Consider the following 24,003-nt stretch of genomic DNA (forward strand, 5'->3'; position numbering starts at 1 on the left):
TCGGTGCCGTCTTCCAGGAATCAACAGCCTCTCTACATCCGCCAAGGCTGCTCTGAAACTGACGCGTCCTTCGCCAATTTCAGCTGATTGTTTTTGTGCCCCATCTTTCTTGTGTTTCAAGCGAGCCGGCATTCATTCCTGGCTCTTGTGATGGTTCGGCTTACGTGACGCCAGGTGGTTCACCTGAGAGATCGTCAAGGGGCATCGGTTTGGTCGCACAAAGCGAAACCGAAGTTCGCAAACGTGTTTGTCGACTCACGACAAAACGTCTCCCGTGCAAGAGTGAAGAGTCAAAAAGTTGCCGCGCCGTCGTGAACAACTTTTCCACAACCACAGCGGTCAGAGAAATGTGGCGATCTTCGATTCGAATGTCAACAACAAAGTTTGACGTCTGTGCAGAGTAGTGAACGAGAGTTGTTGAAAGTCTCGCGAATTCCGCACCCAAACACATCGATTTTTTTTTGTGGTTCGACAGATGCGATTGCTCGATCCTTGCAACCGATCGGTGTTTGATCGAAGCGGTCGAATTTCACTGAACGGGTCCAACAATGCGTTCCATTGACAGACACTGATTTAAATCCACAAACGCTTCTTTAAATCGACCGACATGGCAATCCCGCGTGGATCGGCTACCATTGTCCATCCTCCGGCACCGCTCACATCCGTTCGATGAACTTCATGCCTGACCCCGACGATGCTTCGCTGTCCGATCCGATGTCCCGGCAGTCGTCGGGGGCTTTGGATGGTTCCGATGGCCTTGCGAATCGTGGCGTGTATTGGCGAACCGACTATGTCCGCAAGATGCGTTCAGAACTGGGCCGCGACGTTTGTCGCAAACTCGCCATCTTTGAGTTGCCCGAGGGCTTTTTGCTATCGGTTGTCGTGCCGGTCTTCAACGAAAGCGGGACCGTCGCATCGGTCGTCGATCGGCTTCGTGCGACCGGATTACCACTGCAAATCATCTTGGTCGACGACGGCAGCAAGGACGGAACATTGGAAGCGATGTGGTCGCTGGAACGAGATCCCGATGTGATTGTGATCGCGCACGAACAAAATCGTGGCAAGGGCGCCGCGATTCGCAGTGGGTTCGAGCGAGCGACCGGTGACATCGTGGTCATCCAGGACGCCGATCGCGAATATGACCCCTCGGACTTTCGCGACCTGTTGCAACCGCTGCTTGCCGGCGAGGCCGACGTGGCCTATGGCACGCGTTACGGTCACTATGACCGCCAGCTGTCGCCCTGGTGGCACCAAACGGTCAACGCCTTCATCACGCTGTTGGCCAGCATCGCCATCGGAATTCGCTTGAGCGACGTCGAGACCTGTTACAAGATGGTCCCGCGGAAACACCTGCGGCGGATCATGCCCGACCTGCGGGAAAATCGCTTCGGGATCGAAATCGAACTGACGGCAAGGTTGGCGCGGTTGGGGTTGCGGTTCACCGAGCGTCCGATCCGTTACCAGCATCGCTGGTACGACGAAGGCAAAAAAATCAGCTGGCGGGACGGCGTGGCCGCCTTGTGGTGCATCGTCAAGTATGGGCTGTTCCGCCGCTAGCGAACCGAGTCGTCGCGGAAGCCGCCGAGGTTTTTGGCTTGCCCGGCGGCGGCTTGGCCGCCGCCGGGCGAAACTCTTGGCGAGTTTGGGGCCCGGGTTGCCCTCGCGACGATTTTTCTGGTTAAAATTGGGCTTTCTCCCCTCGGCCATCCGCCGCCCTGTCCTACCGAACGGTCCCTCCATGCCATCTTTCCTTGCGTCCAAGGTCGCCACCTGTTGCGATCGCCTTGCCAAGTGTGTCTGCGCCAACCTCGTCGGATTCATCCTTTGCAGCGGCGCATTGACTGCCAATGCCGTGCCAGCCACAGCGGACGATTGGCCCGGTTTTCATGGATTGAGAATCGCCGGCGTGCTTCCCGATGCCCAACTGCCCGAGGGTCTGGAAAAGCAATCGTATCGCTGGACGGTCGACTTGAAGACGCGTGACGTCGGATCGATGGCGATCCAGAACGGACGCGTCTATTTGCTTTCGATGTCACCGGCCAAACAAACGCTTCGCTTGATTTCGATCAATCTGCGGACGGGGAACGTGAATTGGACGCGTGAGTTTCCACACGCCAAGAACCACCTGCACAGCCGCAACACGCTCGCATCAAGCACACCCGCGACCGACAGCCGGTATGTCTACATCGCCCACAGTGATCGCCAGCACACCTGGCTGAGGTGTCTGGACCATCAGGGCAACGAGGTTTGGCAGCGGGACTTCGGCGTGGCGCAAAGCCAGCACGGCTTCGGTGTCTCGCCGACCGTTCATGGGGAAACGGTCGTACTGAATTTCTCGCAACAGGCCGATCGTGTTGAAAATGGCCAACCGGGGACCAGCCGCGTGATCGCGGTCAACCGGTCGACCGGTGAAACGATTTGGCAGACGCCCGTCACCTCCACACGTGTGTGTTACGGGACTCCGGTGATCCGTGATGGCAAAGTGATTTGTGCCAATACCGGCGACGGCATCTACGCGTTGTCGCTGGAAACCGGCAAGATGCTTTGGCGGCTGCCCGTGTTTAAAATGCGTTGCGTCAGTTCTCCGGTGGTCGTCGGCGATTTGGCGATCGGCTCCAGCGGCAGCGGTGGCGGTGGCAATCACTTGGTTGCCGTTCGCATGCCCTCCGGCCAGACCGACGCTCCGCAAGAGGTGTACCGGATTGAAAAGGCGGCGCCCTATGTGCCGACCTCGGTGGCCCATAACGGAATGCTGTTCACCATCGACGACAAGGGAATCGCTTCCTGTTTTGACGTGGCCACCGGAGACGTCCAGTGGACCAAACGGATCGGCGGCACCTACAGCGCCTCGCCGATCTTGTTGGGAGACAAGGTCTTGGTGATCAACCTGGATGGCGAAGCGACGGTGCTGCGTGCGGCACGGACGTTCGAAAAGTTAAGCGAAATCAATTTGGGCGGGCCGGTCGGCGCGACCCCCGCCTACGCCGACGGACGATTGTTGTTGCGAGTCGGCACGGAACTGCGATGCCTGTAGTGATCGAGTTTCGATTCGGCGCGGCGGCGAGCCAAGAAATTTATTCACGCATCGGCAGTTTCTGCTAGTCTGAGCAGACCGCTTTTCTTCCCGTCGTCGTTCTCGTCGGACCGGTTCGTTTGTATGGCGGATCGACCTTTCGCGAGCGACACTGACGCTGCAGCTTATCCCGGTGCATCTGATGAACGCCATGCCTTTGGTCCGCCGTCGTAGTCCGACGCGGATTACGTCCCCGAACAATTCCCGGTGGCGGCATCGATCGGCCGGCTTGTCCGCGCTCGTGCTGTGCCTGGTCTGCGTTCCGGCATGTTCCAAAGAGAAACTCAAGGAGCTTGCCGAGACGGTTCAACAGGAAGGGGAAAGCTTGGTCAAGGAGAGCAAGAAAATGACCGATGCCTTGGTCGAACCGGCCGAGGAACCGTTGCCGGAGACGGGCAAGCTGTTGATCAAGATGGACGAACCGCTGGAGATTGATCACGCGGTCGTCAAGATGCACGTCGTCGGTGATGGGCGTAAGAACTCATTGCAGATCACCAGCTATCCGCCCGGAGTCGAACACACGCCCGCACCGGCCGTCTTTCTGCACGCGACGACCGAGGTCGAAACGGTCGCCCTGTTGGCCGGAAAGTCGCTGCCGTGCAACCTGTTCGTCGAACCCCGCGCCGGTGCCCCGATCGCGCGCAGCGAAATCGGACATCCAGTCTCGGTCACCTTCGGATCGATGAACATGCAAGAAAAAACGATCACCGCAACGATCGACACCTGCACCCTGATCGATTCGAACGATCAACCGCTCGCGCTCGCCGGCGGCGAAATCCTGGCCGTCGTCGAGGGATTTTGATCGATGAAGACGATTCACTCCCTGAACGTCGCGACGCTCGCCAGAGCGTGGGTCTGCACCACCTGGGGGCCTCACTTTCTGGCGAAGGTCGCTGCCTCGGCTCGACGATTCACGACGCCTGGCATGAGCAACAACGCGGTCCGATATGTCGGCCTGGCGATCGCCCTGTTTGCCGCAACCGCCACGGCTAACCCGAACACCCAGGATCCGCAACAACCACTCCGTGCCCACGGGACGATTCCCGGAGCGGAAAAACAGATCCAGGCGATGTACGCCAAATTCACCGAGTGGGAAGCGTTGGTGATCCGCAGCGCCGCAGCGGTCGATGCAGGGCGGCGGTTCCCACATCAGCAACTTTCCAGGATTTATCCGGAAACCGCTCGCGGCATTTGGTACGCGGAACATCTCGAAGCGATGGGTGAACCGGCCGGCTATGACTTGAAGCGTAAATTCACCCTGCTCCGCAAGGCAATGGGCAACTTTTCGTCCCGGCTGCAAGAGTACCAACCCAAAGAAGTCGCGTCGCTGCGTAACGACACCGAGGACCGTCGAAAGACGCTCGCCCGCGCCGCGGAATTGGCGGGTGCGGGCAAACTGGTCGAAGCCGAACGCATGATCCGAACGCTGCACTTAAAACAGCTGCAAAGCGTCTTCTACCTGACGCATTTCCAGGCCAAGTCGTTCCAGAATGAAGTCAACGTGCCGCACCTGGAGCTGATGAATCGGCTCAATCGGCAACGCCGCAAAAGCTATCAGGCCGAAGCGAAGGTCAAAATTCAAGCATACGTGGATGCGATCGAAACGTTCAAATCGGAATCGGATCGCGTCGTAGCGGAGATGCGGCAATCACCCTCGGTCACTTTGGCCGATGGCGTCGGCGGCGATGCCGCCGACGCCGTTGAGTACGTCACGGTGCTGTGGGGCAATGCATCGGCGGCGGTCACGCGAAGCATCGCCGTGGCGTGGGCATTCAACGATCGTGATGCCCGGACGACCGCCCAGCCGTTTCAAAGAATCATCGACCAGGTCGATTCGATCGGCAATGCATCCATCGCGGGCATCGTCGCCAGCGCGGCGCTATCAACGCCACAGGATCAACTCGCCGTGCTTTATCCCAAGATCCTCGCCGCGATTGCCACACTGGACCGAAGGAGGCTTGGGGCGTTGGATCAAAACGTCATCGCGGCGGTCGAACATCTGGCCGCAAAGGATCCTGTCTTGGCCGAGCAATCCCAACGCTATCGCGATGCGACGGCGGAACCGATGCGTTGGAGACAGCGTTACACGTCGCAACAAGTCCGTACGGTGGAACGTGGTTATCCGCTGGCGTCGAATTTGTTGAATCGCGAGATGGCGCCAGAATCCGTCGCGCCGCCGAGCATTTACGGGCCACATTCCTCACGTCCACGCGTCCTGACGCCGGGCGTGCTCTCGTATCCATCGGATTGGACCGTTCGCGATGCCAAGGTGTTGGAGGGGATGAAGATGAGCGACGAATCGACCGTACGGCTGTCGGCGACCGCCAAGGCGGCGGTCGTCCCCCAAGACCCGCGTCACTACACCAGCCTGCCGACGACGTTCCCGATTCACGACGCCTTGGCCGACCTGATGGATTGTTTGCTGCTCGATGATTCGCACGGGCCGTTGGATTTGTCCGCCGCGGACGCCAGTTCCTCGGCCAAGCTCCAGGAGTTTCAAGCCGTCGGTGGACGGATCACTCGCCTGACACTCGAACCCTTCGTTGCACGCTTTGCGACGATGCCGGATCAAGCGTCAGCGTTGGTCCCCCTGAATCGACTGCCGAGCATTGATACGCAATCCCCGCCGGCCCAGCAGATGATTTGGCGCGTCGAGCTGGAGCCGGAATGGGTGGCCCACCGGATGTTCATCGCGATCCGTTTGCCGGCACAATGACACCGCGGATAAGACAACGCCTGTGAACGTAGGGAGGCAGAATGATACGGGGCAGAATGATGGAAGACGCCGACCAGCCGACCAGCCGACCAGCGGTTGTGAAATGCTGTGAATTGGTGCCATCAGGAGCATTCCCTCGTCCAGTCGGCACCATTTTTTGCCCCCCCATTTTTTGACCACCCACGAAAGCGTCGCCGACTAATTATTTCGCCGTCGCCACTGTGGTTTGGCTTCGGGCTGTGCGTCCAATTTCGCACGCAGCATCGCGACGGTTTCGGGCGCGGTTGCCGCGATGTTTTTGGTTTCCAAGGGATCGGACTGGTAGTCGTAAAGCTCGATCTCCGCGGTGTCACGTGCATCCCCCGGTTTCTTCCATTCCACCATTCGATACCGCTCGGTTCGAATCGCACGGCCGAGTCGACCGCCGCGGGGGGACACGTGGGTGACGAAGTCGCGCGCCGGCATGGTGGGATCTGCGATCACGCCGCTAAAACTTTGTCCGTCCAACCCCGCCGGTATCGGCAACCCGGCCAACTCGCTGAGCGTCGGGTACAGGTCAACCGTTTCGATTAGGGCAGGGGACGCGGCGCCGCGGGCACCATCAGGGGGCGGCGAGGGTGACCGGAATCCGCGCGGCTTGTTCGTAATTGGTGTGCTTGCACCACATGCCGTGATCCCCCAGGTGCCAACCATGGTCGCCCCACAGTGCCACAATTGTTTCCTCGGCAAGCTGCAATCGATCCAAGGCATCGAGCAGCTTTCCGATTTGTGCGTCGGTGTAACTGGTCGCGGCGTAGTACCCATGGACCAAGTGCCGCGTGGTCACTTCGTCGATCTCGCCCGCCGCCGGCATGTCGCTGTAGTTTCGCAGTTCACCAAACGAGGTCCGTGCGTAGCTGGGCGCATCCTGCGGCGCGACGTTGACCTGTGGCATCGGCAGCTTGCGTTTGTCATACAGGTCCCAGTAGCGTTTGGGGGCGACAAAGGGCAGGAGGGTTTCAAGAATCCGACCGCCAAAAAGAAGGGCTGGTCGGTTCGCTTCTTGAAACCTTCCAACCGACGAACGGCTTCTTCAGCGATCAAACCGTCGGCGTAGGTTTCGTCGGGAACGTCCGCCGATTCGGTCGCCGGGCCGCGGAGTCTGCCTTTCGCATCCCGCTTCCGCATCGCCAGACTTTTTTCCAGGACATACGCCGACGCCTTGGGACGCCATGAACGACTGCTCCAGGAATCGACGTCATCGCGATTGCCGTGACCGGTGTGATAGATCTTTCCCAGTCCTTCGGCCAGGTAACCGTTGCGTTTGAAATACTGGCTGAAAGTGACGACGTCGGGCGCGGCGTCTCGAAAATGCGTCGACAAGTCGTAAACACCGATGCTCTGGGGACGCAAACCGGTCATCAATGCATTGCGACTGGGTGCGCAAACCGCCTGGTTGCAGTACGCCCTGTCGAAACGAACGCCCCGCTCTGGGGGGCGTCGATTGTATTTCTGGGCGATTTGGTAGCCAACTCAGATTCTCTCCCTCAGCGGCCCGTTGATTGAGTGAGGCGACGGCGCTCGCGGCGGGCCTAGCGGTGCCAGCATCACCCTTCGAGGCCCGTGGCTAGTGCCATCGGCTCACGATTGTTTCGGTTGCGATTAAATCAACAGGCCGCTCAGGGAAAGACGGGGTTTGTGCAGCAAGTAAACGCCAGAGAGCGCCCGCGGCTCGCGAAAGCCTTGGCGGCTCCCGATACGGTCAAATTCTTCACCGATACAATCGACGTCCCGACGAAAGTTGCGACGTCAATTGACGCTGCCCAGCTAGAATCAATCATCTTGGGGCCACTATAATGCTGGGTGTCGGGGCCATGGCCCCAGCCGTGATGATTCAATGGATTTTTTTATGCGACGAAGTTGTTGTTTACTACTCGGTGTGCTGACGGGACTGGTCTGGTGCGGCGAGGCCCGATCGGCCGGCTCGGACGAGCGGATCGTCTCGTTCAATCAGGACGTTCGCCCGATTTTGTCGGACACCTGTTTCTTTTGTCATGGGCCGGACGAAGAGGATCGGCAAGCGGATGTGCGTCTGGATGTCGCCGGGCACGTCGACCTGGACGAACTGGTCGCGCGGATCACCTCTGACGATCCGGATCTGTTGATGCCGCCGCCGGATTCCCACAAGACGCTTTCGCCGGATCAGATCGAGACGTTGACGCGATGGGTGGACCAGGGCGCCCGCTACGAAAAGCATTGGTCGTTTGCACCGCCGGCCGACGTCGCTCCACCGGCGATTCCCGGCGGCCAAGAACTCAGCAATGGCATCGACCGGTTCGTCGTCGCGGCTCTCGACAAACGCGGCATGACGCTCAACGAGGCCGCGGACAAACGGACGTTGATACGACGCGTCACGATGGATTTGACCGGCTTGCCACCCACGCGAGAACAGATCCACGCGTTTCTGGATGACGACTCACCGCAGGCCTATGAAAATCTGGTGGACCGGTTGTTGGAATCGCCGCACTACGGCGAACACAGGGCACGCTACTGGTTGGACCTGGTTCGCTTTGCCGACACCAACGGATTGCATCACGATCACTATCGCGAAATGACGCCTTATCGTGACTGGGTGATTCGCGCCTTCAACGACAACCTGCCGATGGATGAATTCACCATCGCGCAAATCGCCGGTGATCTGTTCGAACAACCCTCGACGGACCAATTGATCGCTTCGGGGTTCAATCGATTGCACCTGATCATCGACCGTGGCACCGCGCTGCCCGAAGAAAGTTTTATGCGGAACGTGGTCGACCGCGTGTCCGCCGTCGGGACCGCATTCCTGGGATTGACGCTGGAATGCGCGGTGTGTCACGACCATAAGTATGACCCGATCACCCAGCGAGACTTTTACCAGTTCTACGCGTTCTTCAACAACTTTGACGGCGAGCCGGAAACCGGCGGACGTCGCGGTTTGGACTTCAAACGAGGGCTGCAACCCCCGTATTTGGAATTGCCCAGTGAAGACCAGCAGCAAGAGCTTGCCCGGTTGAATCGACAGATTGCGGAGGTTCAGTCCAGCTTGAAGCAATTGGAACAAGCGGCGAAGGCGGGCGAGCAGGCGTCGAAAAGCAATGACGACCAACCGACTCGCAAGCAACTCGACGACGAATTGAAACGGTTGCAAGCGGCCCGTGACCAGCTGATCGAATCGATCCCCGCAACGCTGATCATGAAGGAGCGCGCCGAGATTCGTCCGGCACACATTTTGGTTCGTGGTAACTATGACCAGCCGGGCGAAGCGGTCCAACGTGACACGCCCCGTTTTTTGCCGCCGATGAAATCCGACCGCTCGATCAAAACCCGAATGGATCTGGCACAGTGGCTGGTCGATCCGGACAATCCCTTGACGGCACGGGTGGCGGTCAATCGGTTCTGGCAACAACTGTTCGGTGTCGGGATTGTGAAAACCTCGGAGGATTTTGGGGCGCAGGGTGAACCGCCCAGCCATCCCGAATTGCTGGATTACCTGACCAATCAATTCATCGAATCCGGCTGGAATGTCAAAGCGTTGCTGCGACGAATCGTGCTCTCGCAAACCTATCGCCAATCCTCCACCGCCACGCCACAACAGTACATTGCCGATCCGGAGAACCGTTGGCTGGCGCGAGGTTCGCGTTATCGCTACGACGCCGAAGTGATCCGCGACCAGGTGTTGGCCGTCAGCGGATTGCTGAACCCGACCCTGTACGGAAGGAGCGTCAAACCGCCGCAACCCGAAGGGCTGTGGAAAATCGTGGCGATGCCCTATTCGTATCCCCGCGTGTTTGAACCCGACCAGGGAGACAAGATTTATCGCCGCAGCGTTTATTCGTTCTGGAAACGCGGATTGCCGCCGCCCCAGATGACGATTTTCGACGCGCCGACGCGGGAGAGTTGTTCGGCCCGCCGCGAGCGGACCAACACGCCGTTGCAAGCGTTGGTCCTGATGAACGAACAGCAATACTTCACCGCCGCGATGACGCTGGCATCACAGTTGCTTCGGCAATCCGAGATTAGCGATCAGCAGCGGATCGAATGGGCATACGAATCGATCACGTCAAAAATCCCCAGCGCATCGGCGATGGATCGAATGATCGACGCGCTGAAACAATTTCAATCGGTTTATCGCGACAACCCGGAGGCGGCTGAAACAATGATTTCACTCGCGAATTCCCAAAGCGTGTCGGATCGGCTGCCCAACGCGGATCTGGCGGCGATGACGATGCTGGTCCACTCGCTGCTGAACCTTGATGCCACCAAAACCAGAGAATAAACATGACTCCGAATCAACCGACCGACCACCGGCGTGGTTTTCTGAAGGATTGTCTGTTGCGGCATTGCGGCATGGGGCTCGGCGCAACCGCGCTCGCTTCGGTGATCTCGCAATCGCAATCCACCGCCGCACCGGCCAGTGGCGGCGCGGGGGCGTTGCCCGGCGACGGACTGCATTTCCCCGCCCGCGCCAAACGCGTGATCTTTTTGTTCATGGCCGGTGCCCCCAGCCAGATCGATCTGTTTGACGACAAACCGGACCTGCACCAACAGTTCGGCAAACCCCTTCCTCCCAGCGTCAGCAACGGTCAACGCGTGACCGCCATGACCAAGGGAAAGGCTCAGATCGTTGCCCCCTCGATGTTCTCGTTTGCCCCGCAAGGGCAAAGCGGGATCCAGATGAGCGAATTGTTGCCGCACCTGTCCAACGTGGCCGACGATTTGTGCATCATCAAATCCTTGAACACCGATGCGATCAATCACGACCCGGCGAAGACGTTGTTCTGTACCGGGTCACAGATCCCCGGCAAGGCCAGCATGGGCTCTTGGCTCAGCTATGGCCTCGGACGCATGAACGAGAACCTGCCCGATTTTGTCGTGATGAACTCCGCCTATTGGACCGGCGGCACCGGCAACGTCCAAGCGCTCTACAGCCGCCTGTGGGGATCCGGGTTCCTGCCCTCCAAACACCAGGGCGTGTCGTTTCAGCCGTCCGGCGACCCGGTGCTGTTCCTGTCCAATCCGCCCGGCGTGATCAAATCCAGCCGACGACAAATGCTCGACTTGGTCACCGAACTCAACGAGCAACACCTGGATGCGATCGGCGACCCGGAGATCAAAACAACGATCGCCCAACAACAAATGGCGTTCCGGATGCAAACCTCGGTTCCGGAACTGACCGATTTGAGCGACGAACCCGAACATGTGCTCGCCCGGTATGGCCCGGAGGTTCACAAGAGCGGTTCGTTTGCGCGGAACTGTTTGTTGGCGCGCCGGATGGTCGAACGCGGCGTGCGATTCGTCCAATTGTTCCACCGAGGTTGGGACCACCACGTCGGGTTGCCCAAGAAATTACGCGGCCAAGCATATGACGTGGACCAGCCCTCGGCCGGGTTGATCGCGGATCTGAAACAACGCGGTCTGCTGGACGACACACTGATCGTTTTCGGAGGCGAATTCGGACGGACCACGTTTTGTCAAGGAAAATTGACGCCGACCAATTACGGGCGCGACCATCACCCGCGCTGCTTCAGTGTTTGGATGGCCGGCGGCGGAATCAAAGGCGGCATGACGTACGGCCAGACGGACGAGTTCAGTTACAATGTCGTCGAAAATCCCGTCCACGTCCGTGATTTTAATGCCACGATCCTGCATCAATTGGGGATCGACCACAAACGGTTGACGTTCCCGTTCCGTGGACTCGACCAACGATTGACGGGGGTCGAGGAGGCGCATGTGGTTCGACAGATCTTGGCTTAGGGGGGAGCGGGATTGGCAGAATGATTCGGGGCAAAACGATGGGGCTGTGATTATTTTTCGTCCATGGTTTCGGGCCGTAGAGTTTTGCTTTTTTTAGAATTCACTGACAACAATTTCTGTGTTCGAACGATGACGCCGAAGATCTTCTGTCGGTCGTTTCTGACGCCATCATCGTTTCACCCGTCTTCTCTACATTTTCATGTCCGAAAACTCGATTCCTCCCAACCCCATGCCCAAGGGTGACGGGAGTGTTCTTGAATATCGATTCAGCAAACAGCTCAAGCGGATCCAGACGCAATTCCTGTATGTCAACGGGATCAACACGCCCCCGGAGGTGCACCAGAATATTGCGATCCTGATCTCGTCGATCACCCAAACTCCCGTGACCGGTGTCTACAACGCGACCGACGGAATGCTGGGCGATCTAAAACAATGTGTCGGTGATTGGGTGCGGATTTTCGCCAGCCAGATTGGAGAAGAGGGGTTCTTTCGAGATCGGTTGAGCGAATCGGCGATCACTTCGATGGCCAGCACCAGTGTGGCCGGCCGGATATCGGCTCCGTATTTACATGCCTTGCGCGAGGCCTGGATCGCTCCCAGCGACATCAAACCGGCCAAAAAGGCGGTCGAGGAGGTTCGCAAGGGCCTCGGACGCAACGCCGCCGCACTGTCGCTGTTTGACGAGATCACCCGCAATTTGAAACGCCCAAAAATCATCGTCGCGCACTCCCAAGGCAACCTGGTGACCAGCTTTGCCCTCTGGGCGGTCCAAGCGGTCTATGGGACCGGCGGAATGGCGAACTTACAGGTGAGGTCGATCAGTTCTCCGTCACCGGCGTGGCCGCGGGGGATCAATCACCGGATCAAGGTTTATGGGCAAAAGGATGACCTGGTCACCTGGTGCGATCCAAAAAACTGGATCGGCGCGCGATCGGCCGGATTCTGGCGAATCTATTTCGGCGACAACCCCAAAGACGTCCGCGGCGGCAAGGTCATCGCACCACACGATGTGAAATACAATATCGAAAGGACTTCACTGGCCCAACGTCTTCGTAGCGACGCCAAGTGATTGACGTTGACAAAGCACTCGTATTTCGCAGCGGCTTGATTTTCGCGTCGTCCACTACCATCTTTCCCGAATGTTGAGGCGAGTGGGGATTTTAGACTTCAACGGGATCATGGACCGAGTAACGCTGCAGATCAAACGGGCTGCCGTTCCAGGTTCCCTCGTACTTGCCACGCACGCAGGCTTCCCAGCGCGAGCGCATGTCCAGCTGTTGAAGCAACTCCGGCGTCGGCATCCCGCTGGTTTCGATGCCTTGATGAAAACGCGTCCCCGAGGCGAATTGTCCGCAGAGGCGCGTCCATTCCTGTTCGGCTCGATCGACATCGGGCAGAACGAAATCGTCTTCCTGCAACGTCGCGACAGCGTCGGAATCAATTTCCCAACCGGTGATCCGTGAAAATGCCCCGGCCGCGATGACAACAACGGGTCGATCCTCGCTCCGCATCGCGTCGATCAGATCGGGCACAATGGCGGGGTGCCCGAATGACGCGAGCCATTCAAAACGACTCGGGCCCAAATCCGAACGCCCGTTCACGCTGCGAATCAAGTCGAGATCGGTGGGGATTCCCAAGATGGAAAGCATCTCGAGTGCATCCCACTGATCAGGGCTGGGGTCATACGCACATTCGCGGCAAAAATCCAAGAGCCAAGCTTCTCGGCACCACGCGGCGGCATGGATCGCGGCTCGACGGACTTGCGGGTCCTTGTCACGGATGCCTTCCTGAAAGGATGGGCCGGATCCACTTCGCCGGCCACTCGATGGAGCGGACTGGCCGATCGTGACCAAGAACTCGGTTTGCCCGGCGACAATTCGATCTCCAGTATGCACCACGGTGGTCGACCGCTTGACCCCGTTGACCGCCGTCCCTGTTCCGCTGCCAAGGTCCGTCAACTGCCAACCCGATCGTCCATCGGCGAGCGAGAAATGAGCGGCCGAAAGTTTCGGGTCCGCAATCGCAAAGTCAGACTTTTCGGTTCGGCCGACGGTGATGGATTGGCCGGGACGCAGAATCGATTTCCGGCCATGACCGAACGTCGAAACGACCTCGATCACGGCGCCCGTTTTGGGCCGAGGTGCCGAGGGACCGGCGGCGTGTAATGCGCCCCGTTTGGCTGTGACGTCTGCTTGTGCGTGGTTCGTCGGGCTGATCACATCGGTTTGCCGCAGAACCTGTCCGACAGGGTTGGAGGGATCCGATTTCGATGGTTTGGGGGCAACGACCGGGGATTTCTGCTGCGGCGGTGGTTCGGCCACGAGTTTGTTTTTCGGTGTCTGTAAACCTGCGATCGGCGAAGTGCCCGAAGCCGGCTGCAAGATGAAGACTCGAAAAACCGTTGAACCGGCTTTGATCTTGATTCCATCGGTGATCGACTGGCGTGAGATCCTTTTGCCGTCGATGATCGTGCCATTGGTACTGTTCAGATCGGTCACGGTGCAACCGTCGTATTGCACCGACACTTCGAAGTGACGTGACGACATCGTCGGGTCGTCGGGAAGCATCCAATCGGACGCCTCGCCTCGACCGACAACCAGCACGGCGGGGGCGCGAAGCGATCGCTTACGGGCAAAACCGGCACCCTCGATGATTTCCAGAACAATCTTCATCGCTGCGCCTCACCAAATCGGGAGGCGGCAGTGACCTGCGGGAGTCTTTTATGCATTGCGGGACCTACTGATGGTGTCCCACGCGCGCTTTCGGACGCGTGGATCCTTGTGCCCCAAGAACTCCTGTAACCTGTTCGTCGTCAGCGATTTCTGATGGGTGGCAAAGACCAGCCCGATCGCTGACGCAACAACGGCATCGGCGTTCTGATAGATTTCCTTGAGCTGAATCTGGACGGTGTCGATGCAACTATGACAAAACGCTTCGGATATCGCGTCTAAATTGCATTGTTCCAACTGCCGGATCATCGGTTCGAAAACGCCCAGTTGTGCCAGGCACCAGGCCGCGGCGAAGGCCGTGAATCGGTCTTCATCGCCCAATCGTGGCACGGCCAATTCGACGCACTGATCCCCCGCGACCAAAAGTCCATCCAGATGGGCGGCGATTCGATGTTCCAGTTCTCCAACGTCTTGCTCGCGATCATCGGGCGAACACAGGGCGTCGGCCCGTTGTGACCACAGGAACCCGATTTCGTCCAGGTGTTCAAGCAGGGTTTCAACCACGACAGACACGTGCATTTACTCTCAACTGAAGAGCCGAAAAAAATTTCCCCCGCATCGATGCGTTGCCACCCGTGCGGCCTCGATCGTCAGCGGCTAGAGGCGGGGCCGGATTCCAGCCGATTGCAGCGGTATTCTTCGGTGGGCAAACGACCACAGCCGAGCGTTGTGATTTGACGCGGTCCCCGGCCGCGGACTTCCATCAGTGGACATCGGGAGTCATTGATCGCCAACTCGATCGCCGCGGTGGCCCGTTCGCGCTGCCGCCCCAGGACCAGGATTTTCCGCAGCCAATCCGGGTTTGACACTTCCCATCCTAGCAGATAGCGCACCCCGGCAGCGAACCGGTCATGGTGCGTCTGCCACCACGCCGCGATCGTTTCCGGACAGGGCCATGGCAAGTTTTCATCGGCATCAAGTTCCACATCGTCGTTGTTCGGGTCGTCATCGGGACCGGCAATAAAACCCGCGGGCGACTCGCCTTCCAGCGGCCGCTGGTCCAATCGCAATCCCGTGATCCTCGAGAACGCTTCCCCCGCGACTCTGGCATGATCTGGGATCTTCATCATTTCGATCAACCACGGGACTCCATCCACGATTCCCAAATGGCCCGACAGGATCGTCGCCAACCGAACCTGTACTTCGCTGCCTTGGGCGAGTTGATTGATCAATCGGCTGGCTTGATCGATCGATAAAACACTGGTCAACAACCGTCCGGCCCGGTCGGCAAGGTCCGTTTGAGACATCGTGATTTCACTCAACACGTCGATTGCCGCCTGATTCCGCCGGCGCAAGGCCAGTGCCCATGCGGCATGAAAGCGAACGACGTCGTTTTCATGCTCCACCAAGTCGTTTAGTCCGTCCAGACAATCGAGGCGCCCCAGCGTCCCGACACATCGGGCGGCGCGGGCCACGACGGTTTCGTCGTCGTCGCAAAGCCAGTCCGCCAAGCGATCGCCGGGGTCGACGCGGTGTAGATCGTAGGCCGCGACACCGACGTATCGCCAAAAGCGATCGTCGCATTGCAAGAACTGATCGGCAAGCGGCATGCAGCGTTCCCAAGACGCCCACGCCAAGGCGGAAATCAGTGCGCGCCGCAGTTCGGCAGAACCACCGACGGACTGAAACGCAACATGATGCTTCTCCGCTTCGCCCGATTCAATCGCCAAGGCGGCAACGACAAAGAGCTCGCCCGGCTCCTGCCACTTCAGTTCCTCGACCGCCAGATCCCATCCAGACGCACCGGCCAAACGCAGCCCTTCCAGGTGTGATTCCAACTGCCCGTCGAGTTCGGCGAGTTCGCGAAGCGAATAGTGCGGCTCGCCGACCGCGGCATCGCGCCGCAGCCAACTCGCCGAGGCGCCGGCGGCATGTTGGTCAAGGATAAAGTTCATGGGGGCACGAGCTAATGAGCCAGTTCACACGCCAACGATTTTAGGTCACGTTCGCTTCGACATCACCGTTTTACGCATCCGCCTTACAGATCGTACTCCATTCGTCACCGTTCCAAAACGCGACATCAAACTGGCCAAACGACCACAATTTATCGCGGAAGACGTCAAGCCGATACGAACTGGACAAAGTATTTGGCGAAAGCGAAACCAATGCGTCGTCGTCTAAAACGAGTACGTCGTCGATGGTCGCTGCGTAGAGATGACCATCAAACCACTGCAGCGACCATAAATCACTCTTCGTTGAATCGTGATCAACGACTTCCCACACCGCCCCCTTTCCACGGATCAGTGTACCGCGGTGTCCCGCGACATAGATCTCGCCTGAGGGGGTGCTGGTGATGCAGGTAAGATGCCAGTTCGTCGGCGAAGCACATTCTGACCAACGGTCACGGTCGCGAATCCATATTGCACCATGTCGACCGACTGCACAGAGTTCCTCCTCACCGCCTCCAATGGCTTGCAAATCGATGGTGCTCGGCAACCCACGATCGAAGCGGATCCAACGTCGATTGTCTTCGAAGCGGTACACCATTCCCTGATAACCGACGGCGTAAACGACCTCGTTGATCATTGACAGTAAACGAAACGATCCGTAACGATCTTTTGACGATGGATCTGTGTCAAAGATGTGCCCTACTGAAAACTCTTGATCGAGATGGAGACCAAAAAAGCCGTCTTCCGAAAGACAGACAAACCCCTTGCCTGGGTCCCCTAGCCGACAAAGGGAATGGGCGTTGAAGCCGACAGACGTTTCAACCGACGTACGACCATTCGTTCGGATGATTCGAGCATGAGGCGATTCACGCTCTTTATTTGGATCGCATGCCAAAAGAATCGCCGACGTGCTGTCCCAAACGATTCCGGATCGAAAAACCGTGTTGTTAAAAACTAATCCGCCCAATTTTAGCACCTATTTCATGGGGCCAAGTTCTATCGGTGGTCCACATTTGCGTTCTCCACCTGCGGTGGTAGGACGAACCATCTGGGATCTTTTGATTCCCATTTCCGCATGCCCCTTTCGGACTTGTTGCTCAATACAGGCTGGGTCGCATCCCATTGTTTCTGCTACAGATTCCGCACCAATTCGTTCGGCAAACGCGAGAGGCCAAGTTTGATTAGGGATTGCGGTATTTGGGGGGACCCCCAAAAACGCCCTCGTTTTTGTATTGGTTGCACCATGAATCTCGCCATGCTTTCCGACTGAATGACTCACGCCATCGACGCAAACGCATGGTGCTTTGGAATAGCTGTAATCAGGCAGCTTGTTGCCGTTCTCATCGGTAAATTGGGAGTCGGGAACAACATGGTGTCCGGTATTTGCCGGAGCGCAACAGAACTCTTTATCCTTCCCTTTCGGCACCGTGGTGCATTTCATTGCTTCTTCGCATTCTTCGGTGCATACACGCTGCTTTTGGTCGTTGCCCGCCTTTGTTTTAACAATGACGACGACAGATCCATCAGGCTCCGCACACTTATCACGTGCATCTTTCAACTTTTCTTGACATTTACCAGCGGCTGCGTTTGCCATTGAGTCAATATGTATCCACAGCGGCGTATTGCCGGGAATACACATGTGGTTGTGGGTCGTCATGTCCATGTGCCGGACGACGTTCTTGCCTTCCACTTTGACGTCCATCGACCACATCGTGAAATAGACCTTGCCCCGATTGGTACTGGTCAGCACGCCTTTCTTGGCGGCACAGCCCGCCTCGTCGCCCATGCTTTTCTTGAAGTGGGATTTGTTCTTGAGCATCACTTCCTTGCCCGAGATGACGACTTTCTTGCTGCCGGCGGTGGTATCCTTGGCCATCCCGGTGTTGGGATAGGGGATCGGCACGCCGGGTGGTGTCGCGGGGTTTTCCGGCGGAGTGAAACAGACGTCGGGGAAGGCCGCGATCGACTTGCCGTCGGCCGCCTTGCAGGAAATCTCTCGTCCGTTGGCAAACACATCATTGGACATGCCGAGGCGCTCCGCTGGTGTAACGTCCCACAATCGCCGACCTCGCTCCGTCGTCATTGGCGCACTGAAAGATCACGCCGTCGCCCGGAGCATACTTCTTTTCGGCCGCGGTTTTGGCAACCGCGATCATGCACGGGACGATGGCCGCACCGATGTCTCCGATGCAATCGGCCGTGTGCCACAGATCGAACTCTTCTTTGACCTGTTTCATCGTTCGCGCCGCGGCGAGTGAGGCTTCCTTGAATGCGTATTGCTCGCCGCTGATGTCCGTGATCCGGTAAGCGACATCGTGATAGGTGCAACCGCTGGATTGAAACGCATCCCCAATGGCCGCCGACATGCCGTCTGCTTTGAGCGGCAGGTCGGAGGTGATCGTCGCGGTTTCGGTGCCGAAGCCGCATCCATGCAGCGTGAACTGGGGCGAATCGGTCTGCGGTTGCACCGCCGCCAGTGCGACCGCCGCGCCCGCTTCCCCCGGGATCAACCCGTTGGAATTGCTGGGCGTCAACAAGCGATAGGCGTCGTCGAGTGCCGTCAACGTCCCTGCGACCAGCATCGTGTCGACGCCCGCAACGATCACAAACGGTTCCAACTGATCGTCGATCAACGTCATCGCCGTTCGGACGGCTTGGGCGCCCCCGATCGGTCCATTTTGAAAAACCGCCGAATTCGTCGAGAGGTGAACCCCCAGGTCATCGGCCAGATCACTCAGCAGACTTTCATCCACGCCTGCCAGTCGTCCGGGGCGGTCGGCCTCTGCCAGGCACAGCAACAACGCGATCGGATGCGTGGCGGGGACGGGAAGTTTCGCCCAGCACTCCGCGATCGCCATCGCCGCCATACGAATCAGTTTCGCGCGGCCTCGCACCGGTGGATCCAGCGGGACTTCCGAGGCAACGATCCAGTCGCCTCCACGCGCGATGAATCGGGTCTCTTGAAAATTGTCGATCGCGCATCGAATCGCGGCGCAACTGGCGGGCGTGGACAAACCCACGCCCGTCACCATGCCCGTCGAGATCACTGCGGTCGGCTTCAATGTGTTCACTTTAAAGGTGCGTTTTCTTCGTGAGTTGGACCGCCAGATATTTCGATCCATCCGAGTTCGAATCGCGAGTGCGCGAGCAGGTACTGCCCCGACGCACTTGCGAACGCCGCGTGCTTGTATTTTGGTTTCACTTCGTGCGACGTGGCACTGTCCGGTTAGTCTCGATCCATAATCAATTCGTTCAGGTTCCCGTAGTATGATTTTCCTGTCTCGCGAGCTCGATACCAGCCACGCGGCATTCGCCCCACGATGCCCATGTTGATTTCGAACATGTTCTGACGCAGCGGGTGCGATGCTCGCCAGACCAACGAAAACTGCCGCTTGTCCGTATCGATTATCACGGTGTCCAACGTCGCGTCTTGTTTGACGGATTCGAAATCTCGCAGGACGAACTCAACGGGCACGTCGATTTTGGGGAGCCGAAATTGACACCGTCCTTCGGGAGTCAGATTGGTCAGTTCGACCATCTCGTTTCCGGTCAATCGGTCCAGTTGCTGGTCCTCCGGAGCCGACTGGTAGTACCGCTCGTCGAAATCGGTGGGCAAAAACGGAAATTGATTCTCTTGCCAAGCTTCGTCATACGTGCCGGCAAAACCGATCCGTGGCGGCCACGATCTGCCGATCGGACCGAAGGACATCGGTCGATAATTGCCTTTCGGATCAACGACCGGGTGGGAGGATTCTTCCGTGTTGGGCAGCGGACGATCCTGCACCGATGGGTGCCGTGGACGGGCGTGGAAGCCCACGCCGATCGGGTTGTCGCGATAGGCCTGGTGGCGAGACGGATCGTCGGTATCGTCCAGGCCACCGAACGCAACGTCATAGGTGATCGGCAACGAGGTGAAGGGTTCCGGCGGTGACGGCTTGGCGCTGCGAAGCCCGGGTTGCCAGGTCCGGTTTCCGACCACATCGAATTGTTTGCTCAGCCCTCCCAGCGTGAGGGCGACCGTCACGCGCTCGGCCGGAATGCCGCCGGGGGCATAGGCCGAACCGTTGAGCAACACTTCCGCCTTGGGTTTGGTGGGAACAAAGTCGACTTCGGCCGTCGTAGCGGAAAACCCGGGCTGGCCGGTGAACTCGTCCGCCATCACCAACGGAACCTGCTCGGCGGCCAGTTGCGGGATCTGATTCGGGTGCGGCGGAAAATCAAAGGTCCCCTTGGCGACAACCACCAACAATTCACGACCATCGGGTTTCATCCCCATGGTGTATCCGGCGATCAACTTGGTGGCGTTCAGCAATTCCATCGGACTAGTTGATTTGCACCGACCCGCCACGAATTCGATTGGCCCCCGAGGAGCGGCTGGACAGGTAGGCGCCGCGGAGCAGGATTTTTCCGGCACGCGTCATCGTGATACTGGCCTTGCCACAGCGGAGGACGATCTCTTTGTCCGCTTCCAACACGATCCGCTGATCGTCGACTTCGATGACTTTGACGGCTTTGCTTTCGCCAGCATCGGCGGACGCATCGGCACGGATGATGGGCAACGGGACCGTGGTGGGATCGGTTTGGGGCGGCGGTTGCAGGATTCCGATCACGATCGGAGCGTTCCAGTCGCCGTTTTCAAACATCAGCGCGAGCTCACAACCGTCGTCAAAGCTCGCCGCGGGGACGGTCGACCTGGCCTTCAGTGCCGTGGCCGTGGGATTACCGGGAAAGTCCACGGCGGGTTGATCATGATCCCAACCGAGAAACGTTCCGATCACAACGCCGCCGGGACGCAGCGGAGGCCGGGTCGGCGTGAGCGGTGCGGATGAACGACGATGCTCTTTGACGTCCTTGTCGACGCCAAACGCGTGACCGCCGGGCCGGTTGGTTTCGCAGCAACGCTCACGATCCAAGGGCTTGGTCGCGGCAGCGGAGGGCGTCGACGTTGAACTCATGTGTCTCGGTTCCGATGGGACTTAGTTCTGCAAGATTTTCTTGCCTTTGAGGACCATGTTCTTGCTGGCTTTGCCGGTGATTTTTCCCGAGCCGTTGATCGTGATGTCTTTGCCGGAGATCGAGATCGTACCATCTTTCTTCATCGTGATGGACGCTTTGCCGGTGGTGATGGTGATCTGGTCGCCGGCGTTGATCGTCAGGTTCTTGGCGACGGTCAACGAGTCATTGGCGCCGACGCTGTGGCTGCGGTCCTTGCCGATCGAGACGGTTTCGCCTTTGCCGACGGTTTCGGCGCGATCCCCGCTGACGGAAATCGTTTCGTTCTTGCCGACGGTTTCGGTTCGGTTTTCGCCGATGGTGATGGTTTCGTTTTTCCCGACGTCTTCGGTGCGATCTTTGCCGATCGAGATCGTTTCGTTGACGCCGACGCTTTCGGTGCGATCGTTTTTGATCGTGATGGTTTCGTTATTGTCGACCGTTTCGGTGCGGTCATGTTTGACGTGAACGGTTTCGTCGTTGTCGATGGTCTTGCTGCGGTCATGTCCGACCCAATGGGTTTCGTCGTTTTCGACTTCGATGTCCTGGTTCTTTTCGGCGTGGATCCAGACTTGTTCTTCGCCCTTGAGGTCTTCGAATCGGATCGCGTTGGCGTTGTCTTTCCCGCCGCCCTTGCTGCTGCGTGACAGGTAGCCGCTTTGCGTCTTATTGGCCGGTAGATCCCAAGGCGGCATATTTTGCGCATGGTAGACGCGGCCGGTGATCAGCGGCCGATCCGGATCGCCTTCGAGGAAACTGACGACGACTTCCTGGTCGATGCGTGGGATATCGATGCCGCCGAATCCCGATCCGGCATGGACCTGCGAGACGCGGATCCAGCAGCTGCTCTTGTCATCGTTTTCGCCATAGCGGTCCCAGTGAAATTGACATTTCACACGGCCGTATTCGTCGGGATAAATCTCTTCGCCGTCCGGGCCGGTGACGATCGCGGTTTGCACGCCGCTGATGATCGGTTTGGCCGTGTTGCGGGTGGTGCGGAACACGCGTGAAGCGGGCAGACAGCTGATCGAATTGCGATACATCAACCCTTCGCCCCCGCTGCCGCCGCTTTCGTAGGCCAGCGGTTCGCTGCCGGAATGTTGGATCGCGGTGATCACGACTTCGGCGCCTTGTTCGTTGCTGTCGCGATGTTGATCGACGGTGAACCGACCGCCGGTTTGGAACGTCTTGCAAAAACTGGTTGCCGAAACGACGTCGTGACGGGTCTCCTCGGCTTCGATTCGCAACCGTGTCTCGCCGCCGCCGATACTTTTGTCAGGATACTCGCCGGGGTAATCATAGATTTCGAAATCACTGACGTCGGGCAAGTCGACGACGGTCCCGGTGTCGGTGCCGAGATCATCGCTGGGGGTTTTGAAGTTATAGTCTCGCTGGGCCCATTTCCCCGGCACAAATTGATACTTGCGTTCCCAGCTGGTCAGGTGATCGTCGATCGCCCGCGATCCGGTGTCGTCGGGAAAGTCGACGTTGGATTCCGGCAGCGTGTAGTAGCCGTCCTTGTGGTCGGTGATCACCATCTGATGAGCACCGTCGGAGTGTTTGAAGTAATAAAAAATGCCTTCTTGTTCCATCAGCCGTGACAAGAAGTTGAAGTCCGTTTCGCGATACTGGACGCAATACTCCCAGTCCTTGTGTTCCAGTTGCAAATCGGGCTGGTAATCGGCAAACCCGTATTCCCCCAAGACGGCATCGATGATGTCGGGGACCTTGGTGTCTTGAAAGATCTTGCAGTCGCTGGTCTGGGTCAGAAACCACAACCAGGGCACGACTTCGACGCGATAGTTGCGGCGGTCTTGGCCGTCGACGTCGCCACAGGCCAGGCTTTTGACGTGGCCGTGCCAATGGCGGCGCGAGTTGTCGGCCAGTTCGATGCTCCAGCCGATCGGTGTGCCGACAATGTCTTGCGGCTTGATGCCGGGATCGTCGCTGATCAGTTCCAATTGGTAATGGAACAACCGGCCGATTTCTTCATTGCCGGTGAAAGACGTCAGCAGCAGCACATCGTCGCCGAGAACCGTGGTCAGATTCAGGAGCCGGTTTTGCTGTTGGAGTGCCATTGCTTGGTCTGGAGATGGTGTTGGTGCGATGCAGCTGACGTCCAGTACGATTATCGAATCTCTGAACGTCGCACGCTACCGCGGAAGGTCGGCAAACCGCATGGTTCAATAAAAACAGGCCCGATCGCCTGAGTGGGCGACCGGACCGATTACGGTTTGATGTTTCGAGCGATCGATCAGCTTTCGCCTTCTTCGACCTTCCAACTGTACTCGATGTTGCCCTTCTTCTTGCCCTTGGAGTCGTTTTCGGTGTAGGTCACCTTGATCTCTTCAAAGTTCAACGAAAAGTCTTCGGTCGGCACCGACTCGCTTTGACCGGCACCGCCGATGCTGTAGCTGGTCACCAGAACGTTCTTCAGTTCATAGCGATAGTAGGTCACGCGGCCGGCGTCGGTGTAGGACGCGGTGACGTCGATTTCGACCTTCGGATAGACTTTGCCCTTGCACACCGATTCGGCGATCTTGGGGCTCGATTTGTCCAGTTCCTTGGCGCAGGAGATGTCTTCCAGGATGACGTCGCCACGTCGACGTGTCGATCCGGTGGCCGAACCGCCGGGCTGGTGAACCGCTTGGCTGAACGACAGCAGGTCGCTCCATCCCTTGTGATCCTTGTCTTTGCATTCGCCGTCGACGCCATCGAATTTAATGTAAGCAGCCATTTCGTTTTCTTGAGTGGGGGAAAGTCGGTAGAAAGTGGTGATTCGTCGTCACGGCGAAGTGCCCCGCCGCAATGCACACTACCGTTCTCGCGTCA

General features: G+C 58.3%; 20 protein-coding genes. 7 read left to right on the forward strand and 13 right to left on the reverse strand.

Annotated elements, in window-relative coordinates; genetic code table 11:
• Positions 1-678: 678 nt before the first annotated feature.
• The 4 genes from H1B37_RS14970 to H1B37_RS14985 all read left to right on the forward strand — a co-directional run bounded on the left by H1B37_RS14970 (position 679) and on the right by H1B37_RS14985 (position 5,789).
• Positions 679-1,557, forward strand: a complete 879-nt coding sequence (locus H1B37_RS14970) for a glycosyltransferase family 2 protein (RefSeq protein ID WP_182867470.1) — start codon at positions 679-681, stop codon at positions 1,555-1,557.
• A 181-nt stretch (positions 1,558-1,738) separates the two neighbouring features.
• Positions 1,739-3,034 (forward strand): PQQ-binding-like beta-propeller repeat protein, encoded by a 1,296-nt coding sequence (locus tag H1B37_RS14975; RefSeq protein WP_182867471.1) that lies wholly within the window; start codon positions 1,739-1,741, stop codon positions 3,032-3,034.
• Between the two features lie 268 nt (positions 3,035-3,302).
• On the forward strand, positions 3,303-3,875 hold the full coding sequence (locus tag H1B37_RS14980; RefSeq protein WP_182867472.1) for a hypothetical protein: 573 nt from the start codon (positions 3,303-3,305) through the stop codon (positions 3,873-3,875).
• A gap of 3 nt (positions 3,876-3,878) precedes the next feature.
• Positions 3,879-5,789: a hypothetical protein gene (locus H1B37_RS14985; RefSeq protein ID WP_182867473.1), complete on the forward strand. Its 1,911-nt coding sequence runs from the start codon at positions 3,879-3,881 to the stop codon at positions 5,787-5,789.
• A gap of 198 nt (positions 5,790-5,987) precedes the next feature.
• Here H1B37_RS14985 and H1B37_RS14990 read toward each other — a convergent pair whose 3' ends face one another.
• From H1B37_RS14990 to H1B37_RS34415, 3 genes are read right to left on the reverse strand one after another with little or no spacing between them, the layout of a single operon-like run.
• On the reverse strand, positions 5,988-6,482 hold the full coding sequence (locus H1B37_RS14990; protein WP_353620847.1) for a sulfatase/phosphatase domain-containing protein: 495 nt from the start codon (positions 6,480-6,482) through the stop codon (positions 5,988-5,990).
• Complete coding sequence (locus H1B37_RS14995) at positions 6,391-6,723, reverse strand: sulfatase-like hydrolase/transferase (protein ID WP_182867530.1); 333 nt, start codon at positions 6,721-6,723, stop codon at positions 6,391-6,393. Before H1B37_RS14995 ends, H1B37_RS14990 begins: the two co-directional genes overlap by 92 nt.
• Positions 6,612-7,289 (reverse strand): sulfatase-like hydrolase/transferase, encoded by a 678-nt coding sequence (locus H1B37_RS34415; protein WP_353620849.1) that lies wholly within the window; start codon positions 7,287-7,289, stop codon positions 6,612-6,614. The genes H1B37_RS14995 and H1B37_RS34415 overlap by 112 nt, the downstream gene beginning before the upstream one ends.
• Before the next feature lie 388 nt (positions 7,290-7,677).
• Here H1B37_RS34415 and H1B37_RS15005 point away from each other — a divergent pair, with 388 nt between their 5' ends.
• The 3 genes from H1B37_RS15005 to H1B37_RS15015 all read left to right on the forward strand — a co-directional run bounded on the left by H1B37_RS15005 (position 7,678) and on the right by H1B37_RS15015 (position 12,630).
• Positions 7,678-10,083, forward strand: a complete 2,406-nt coding sequence (locus H1B37_RS15005; RefSeq protein WP_182867475.1) for a DUF1553 domain-containing protein — start codon at positions 7,678-7,680, stop codon at positions 10,081-10,083.
• Between the two features lie 2 nt (positions 10,084-10,085).
• Complete coding sequence (locus H1B37_RS15010; protein WP_182867476.1) at positions 10,086-11,561, forward strand: DUF1501 domain-containing protein; 1,476 nt, start codon at positions 10,086-10,088, stop codon at positions 11,559-11,561.
• Positions 11,562-11,760: 199 nt separating this feature from the next.
• Positions 11,761-12,630, forward strand: a complete 870-nt coding sequence (locus tag H1B37_RS15015) for a hypothetical protein (protein WP_182867477.1) — start codon at positions 11,761-11,763, stop codon at positions 12,628-12,630.
• Positions 12,631-12,721: 91 nt separating this feature from the next.
• Here the strand turns inward: H1B37_RS15015 and H1B37_RS15020 are convergent, their stop codons facing one another.
• The 10 genes from H1B37_RS15020 to H1B37_RS15065 all read right to left on the reverse strand — a co-directional run bounded on the left by H1B37_RS15020 (position 12,722) and on the right by H1B37_RS15065 (position 23,908).
• Complete coding sequence (locus H1B37_RS15020) at positions 12,722-14,233, reverse strand: FHA domain-containing protein (protein ID WP_182867478.1); 1,512 nt, start codon at positions 14,231-14,233, stop codon at positions 12,722-12,724.
• A gap of 48 nt (positions 14,234-14,281) precedes the next feature.
• Positions 14,282-14,809, reverse strand: coding sequence for a hypothetical protein (locus tag H1B37_RS15025; RefSeq protein WP_182867479.1), 528 nt, complete (start codon positions 14,807-14,809; stop codon positions 14,282-14,284).
• A gap of 71 nt (positions 14,810-14,880) precedes the next feature.
• Positions 14,881-16,185 carry a TIGR02270 family protein gene (locus tag H1B37_RS15030; RefSeq protein WP_182867480.1) on the reverse strand — a complete coding sequence of 435 codons (1,305 nt, stop codon included), beginning with the start codon at positions 16,183-16,185 and terminating at the stop codon, positions 14,881-14,883.
• Between the two features lie 70 nt (positions 16,186-16,255).
• Positions 16,256-17,155 carry a hypothetical protein gene (locus H1B37_RS15035; protein WP_182867481.1) on the reverse strand — a complete coding sequence of 300 codons (900 nt, stop codon included), beginning with the start codon at positions 17,153-17,155 and terminating at the stop codon, positions 16,256-16,258.
• A complete protein-coding gene (locus tag H1B37_RS15040; protein ID WP_182867482.1) occupies positions 17,156-18,205 on the reverse strand; it encodes a PAAR-like domain-containing protein in 1,050 nt (349 codons plus the stop codon).
• Positions 18,195-19,250, reverse strand: a complete 1,056-nt coding sequence (locus H1B37_RS15045) for a hypothetical protein (RefSeq protein WP_220498213.1) — start codon at positions 19,248-19,250, stop codon at positions 18,195-18,197. Before H1B37_RS15045 ends, H1B37_RS15040 begins: the two co-directional genes overlap by 11 nt.
• 155 nt (positions 19,251-19,405) lie before the next feature.
• Positions 19,406-20,497, reverse strand: coding sequence for a DUF2169 family type VI secretion system accessory protein (locus H1B37_RS15050; RefSeq protein WP_182867483.1), 1,092 nt, complete (start codon positions 20,495-20,497; stop codon positions 19,406-19,408).
• 4 nt (positions 20,498-20,501) lie between these two features.
• The gene (locus H1B37_RS15055; protein ID WP_220498214.1) at positions 20,502-21,134 is read right to left on the reverse strand and encodes a DUF6484 domain-containing protein; all 633 of its coding nucleotides are present in this window, start codon (positions 21,132-21,134) and stop codon (positions 20,502-20,504) included.
• A 21-nt stretch (positions 21,135-21,155) separates the two neighbouring features.
• Positions 21,156-23,249 (reverse strand): type VI secretion system Vgr family protein, encoded by a 2,094-nt coding sequence (locus tag H1B37_RS15060; protein ID WP_182867484.1) that lies wholly within the window; start codon positions 23,247-23,249, stop codon positions 21,156-21,158.
• A gap of 176 nt (positions 23,250-23,425) precedes the next feature.
• Positions 23,426-23,908, reverse strand: coding sequence for an Hcp family type VI secretion system effector (locus H1B37_RS15065; protein ID WP_147867984.1), 483 nt, complete (start codon positions 23,906-23,908; stop codon positions 23,426-23,428).
• Between the last annotated feature and the right edge of the window lie 95 nt (positions 23,909-24,003).

The organism is Stieleria mannarensis (assembly GCF_014154935.1).
Lineage (GTDB): Bacteria > Planctomycetota > Planctomycetia > Pirellulales > Pirellulaceae > Stieleria > Stieleria mannarensis.

What these genes read in the sequence shown, in the direction of transcription:
- H1B37_RS15025 (WP_182867479.1), bottom strand. Translation starts at nt 14,809, where the DNA reads ATGCACGTGTCTGTCGTGGTTGAAACCCTGCTTGAACACCTGGACGAA.
- H1B37_RS15010 (WP_182867476.1), top strand. Translation starts at nt 10,086, where the DNA reads ATGACTCCGAATCAACCGACCGACCACCGGCGTGGTTTTCTGAAGGAT.
- H1B37_RS15040 (WP_182867482.1), bottom strand. Translation starts at nt 18,205, where the DNA reads ATGTCCAATGATGTGTTTGCCAACGGACGAGAGATTTCCTGCAAGGCG.
- H1B37_RS15060 (WP_182867484.1), bottom strand. Translation starts at nt 23,249, where the DNA reads ATGGCACTCCAACAGCAAAACCGGCTCCTGAATCTGACCACGGTTCTC.
- H1B37_RS15030 (WP_182867480.1), bottom strand. Translation starts at nt 16,185, where the DNA reads ATGAACTTTATCCTTGACCAACATGCCGCCGGCGCCTCGGCGAGTTGG.
- H1B37_RS14990 (WP_353620847.1), bottom strand. Translation starts at nt 6,482, where the DNA reads ATGGTTGGCACCTGGGGGATCACGGCATGTGGTGCAAGCACACCAATT.
- H1B37_RS15020 (WP_182867478.1), bottom strand. Translation starts at nt 14,233, where the DNA reads ATGAAGATTGTTCTGGAAATCATCGAGGGTGCCGGTTTTGCCCGTAAG.
- H1B37_RS15015 (WP_182867477.1), top strand. Translation starts at nt 11,761, where the DNA reads ATGTCCGAAAACTCGATTCCTCCCAACCCCATGCCCAAGGGTGACGGG.
- H1B37_RS15050 (WP_182867483.1), bottom strand. Translation starts at nt 20,497, where the DNA reads ATGGAATTGCTGAACGCCACCAAGTTGATCGCCGGATACACCATGGGG.
- H1B37_RS14970 (WP_182867470.1), top strand. Translation starts at nt 679, where the DNA reads ATGCCTGACCCCGACGATGCTTCGCTGTCCGATCCGATGTCCCGGCAG.
- H1B37_RS14975 (WP_182867471.1), top strand. Translation starts at nt 1,739, where the DNA reads ATGCCATCTTTCCTTGCGTCCAAGGTCGCCACCTGTTGCGATCGCCTT.
- H1B37_RS15065 (WP_147867984.1), bottom strand. Translation starts at nt 23,908, where the DNA reads ATGGCTGCTTACATTAAATTCGATGGCGTCGACGGCGAATGCAAAGAC.
- H1B37_RS14985 (WP_182867473.1), top strand. Translation starts at nt 3,879, where the DNA reads ATGAAGACGATTCACTCCCTGAACGTCGCGACGCTCGCCAGAGCGTGG.
- H1B37_RS15005 (WP_182867475.1), top strand. Translation starts at nt 7,678, where the DNA reads ATGCGACGAAGTTGTTGTTTACTACTCGGTGTGCTGACGGGACTGGTC.
- H1B37_RS14995 (WP_182867530.1), bottom strand. Translation starts at nt 6,723, where the DNA reads ATGCCACAGGTCAACGTCGCGCCGCAGGATGCGCCCAGCTACGCACGG.
- H1B37_RS15055 (WP_220498214.1), bottom strand. Translation starts at nt 21,134, where the DNA reads ATGAGTTCAACGTCGACGCCCTCCGCTGCCGCGACCAAGCCCTTGGAT.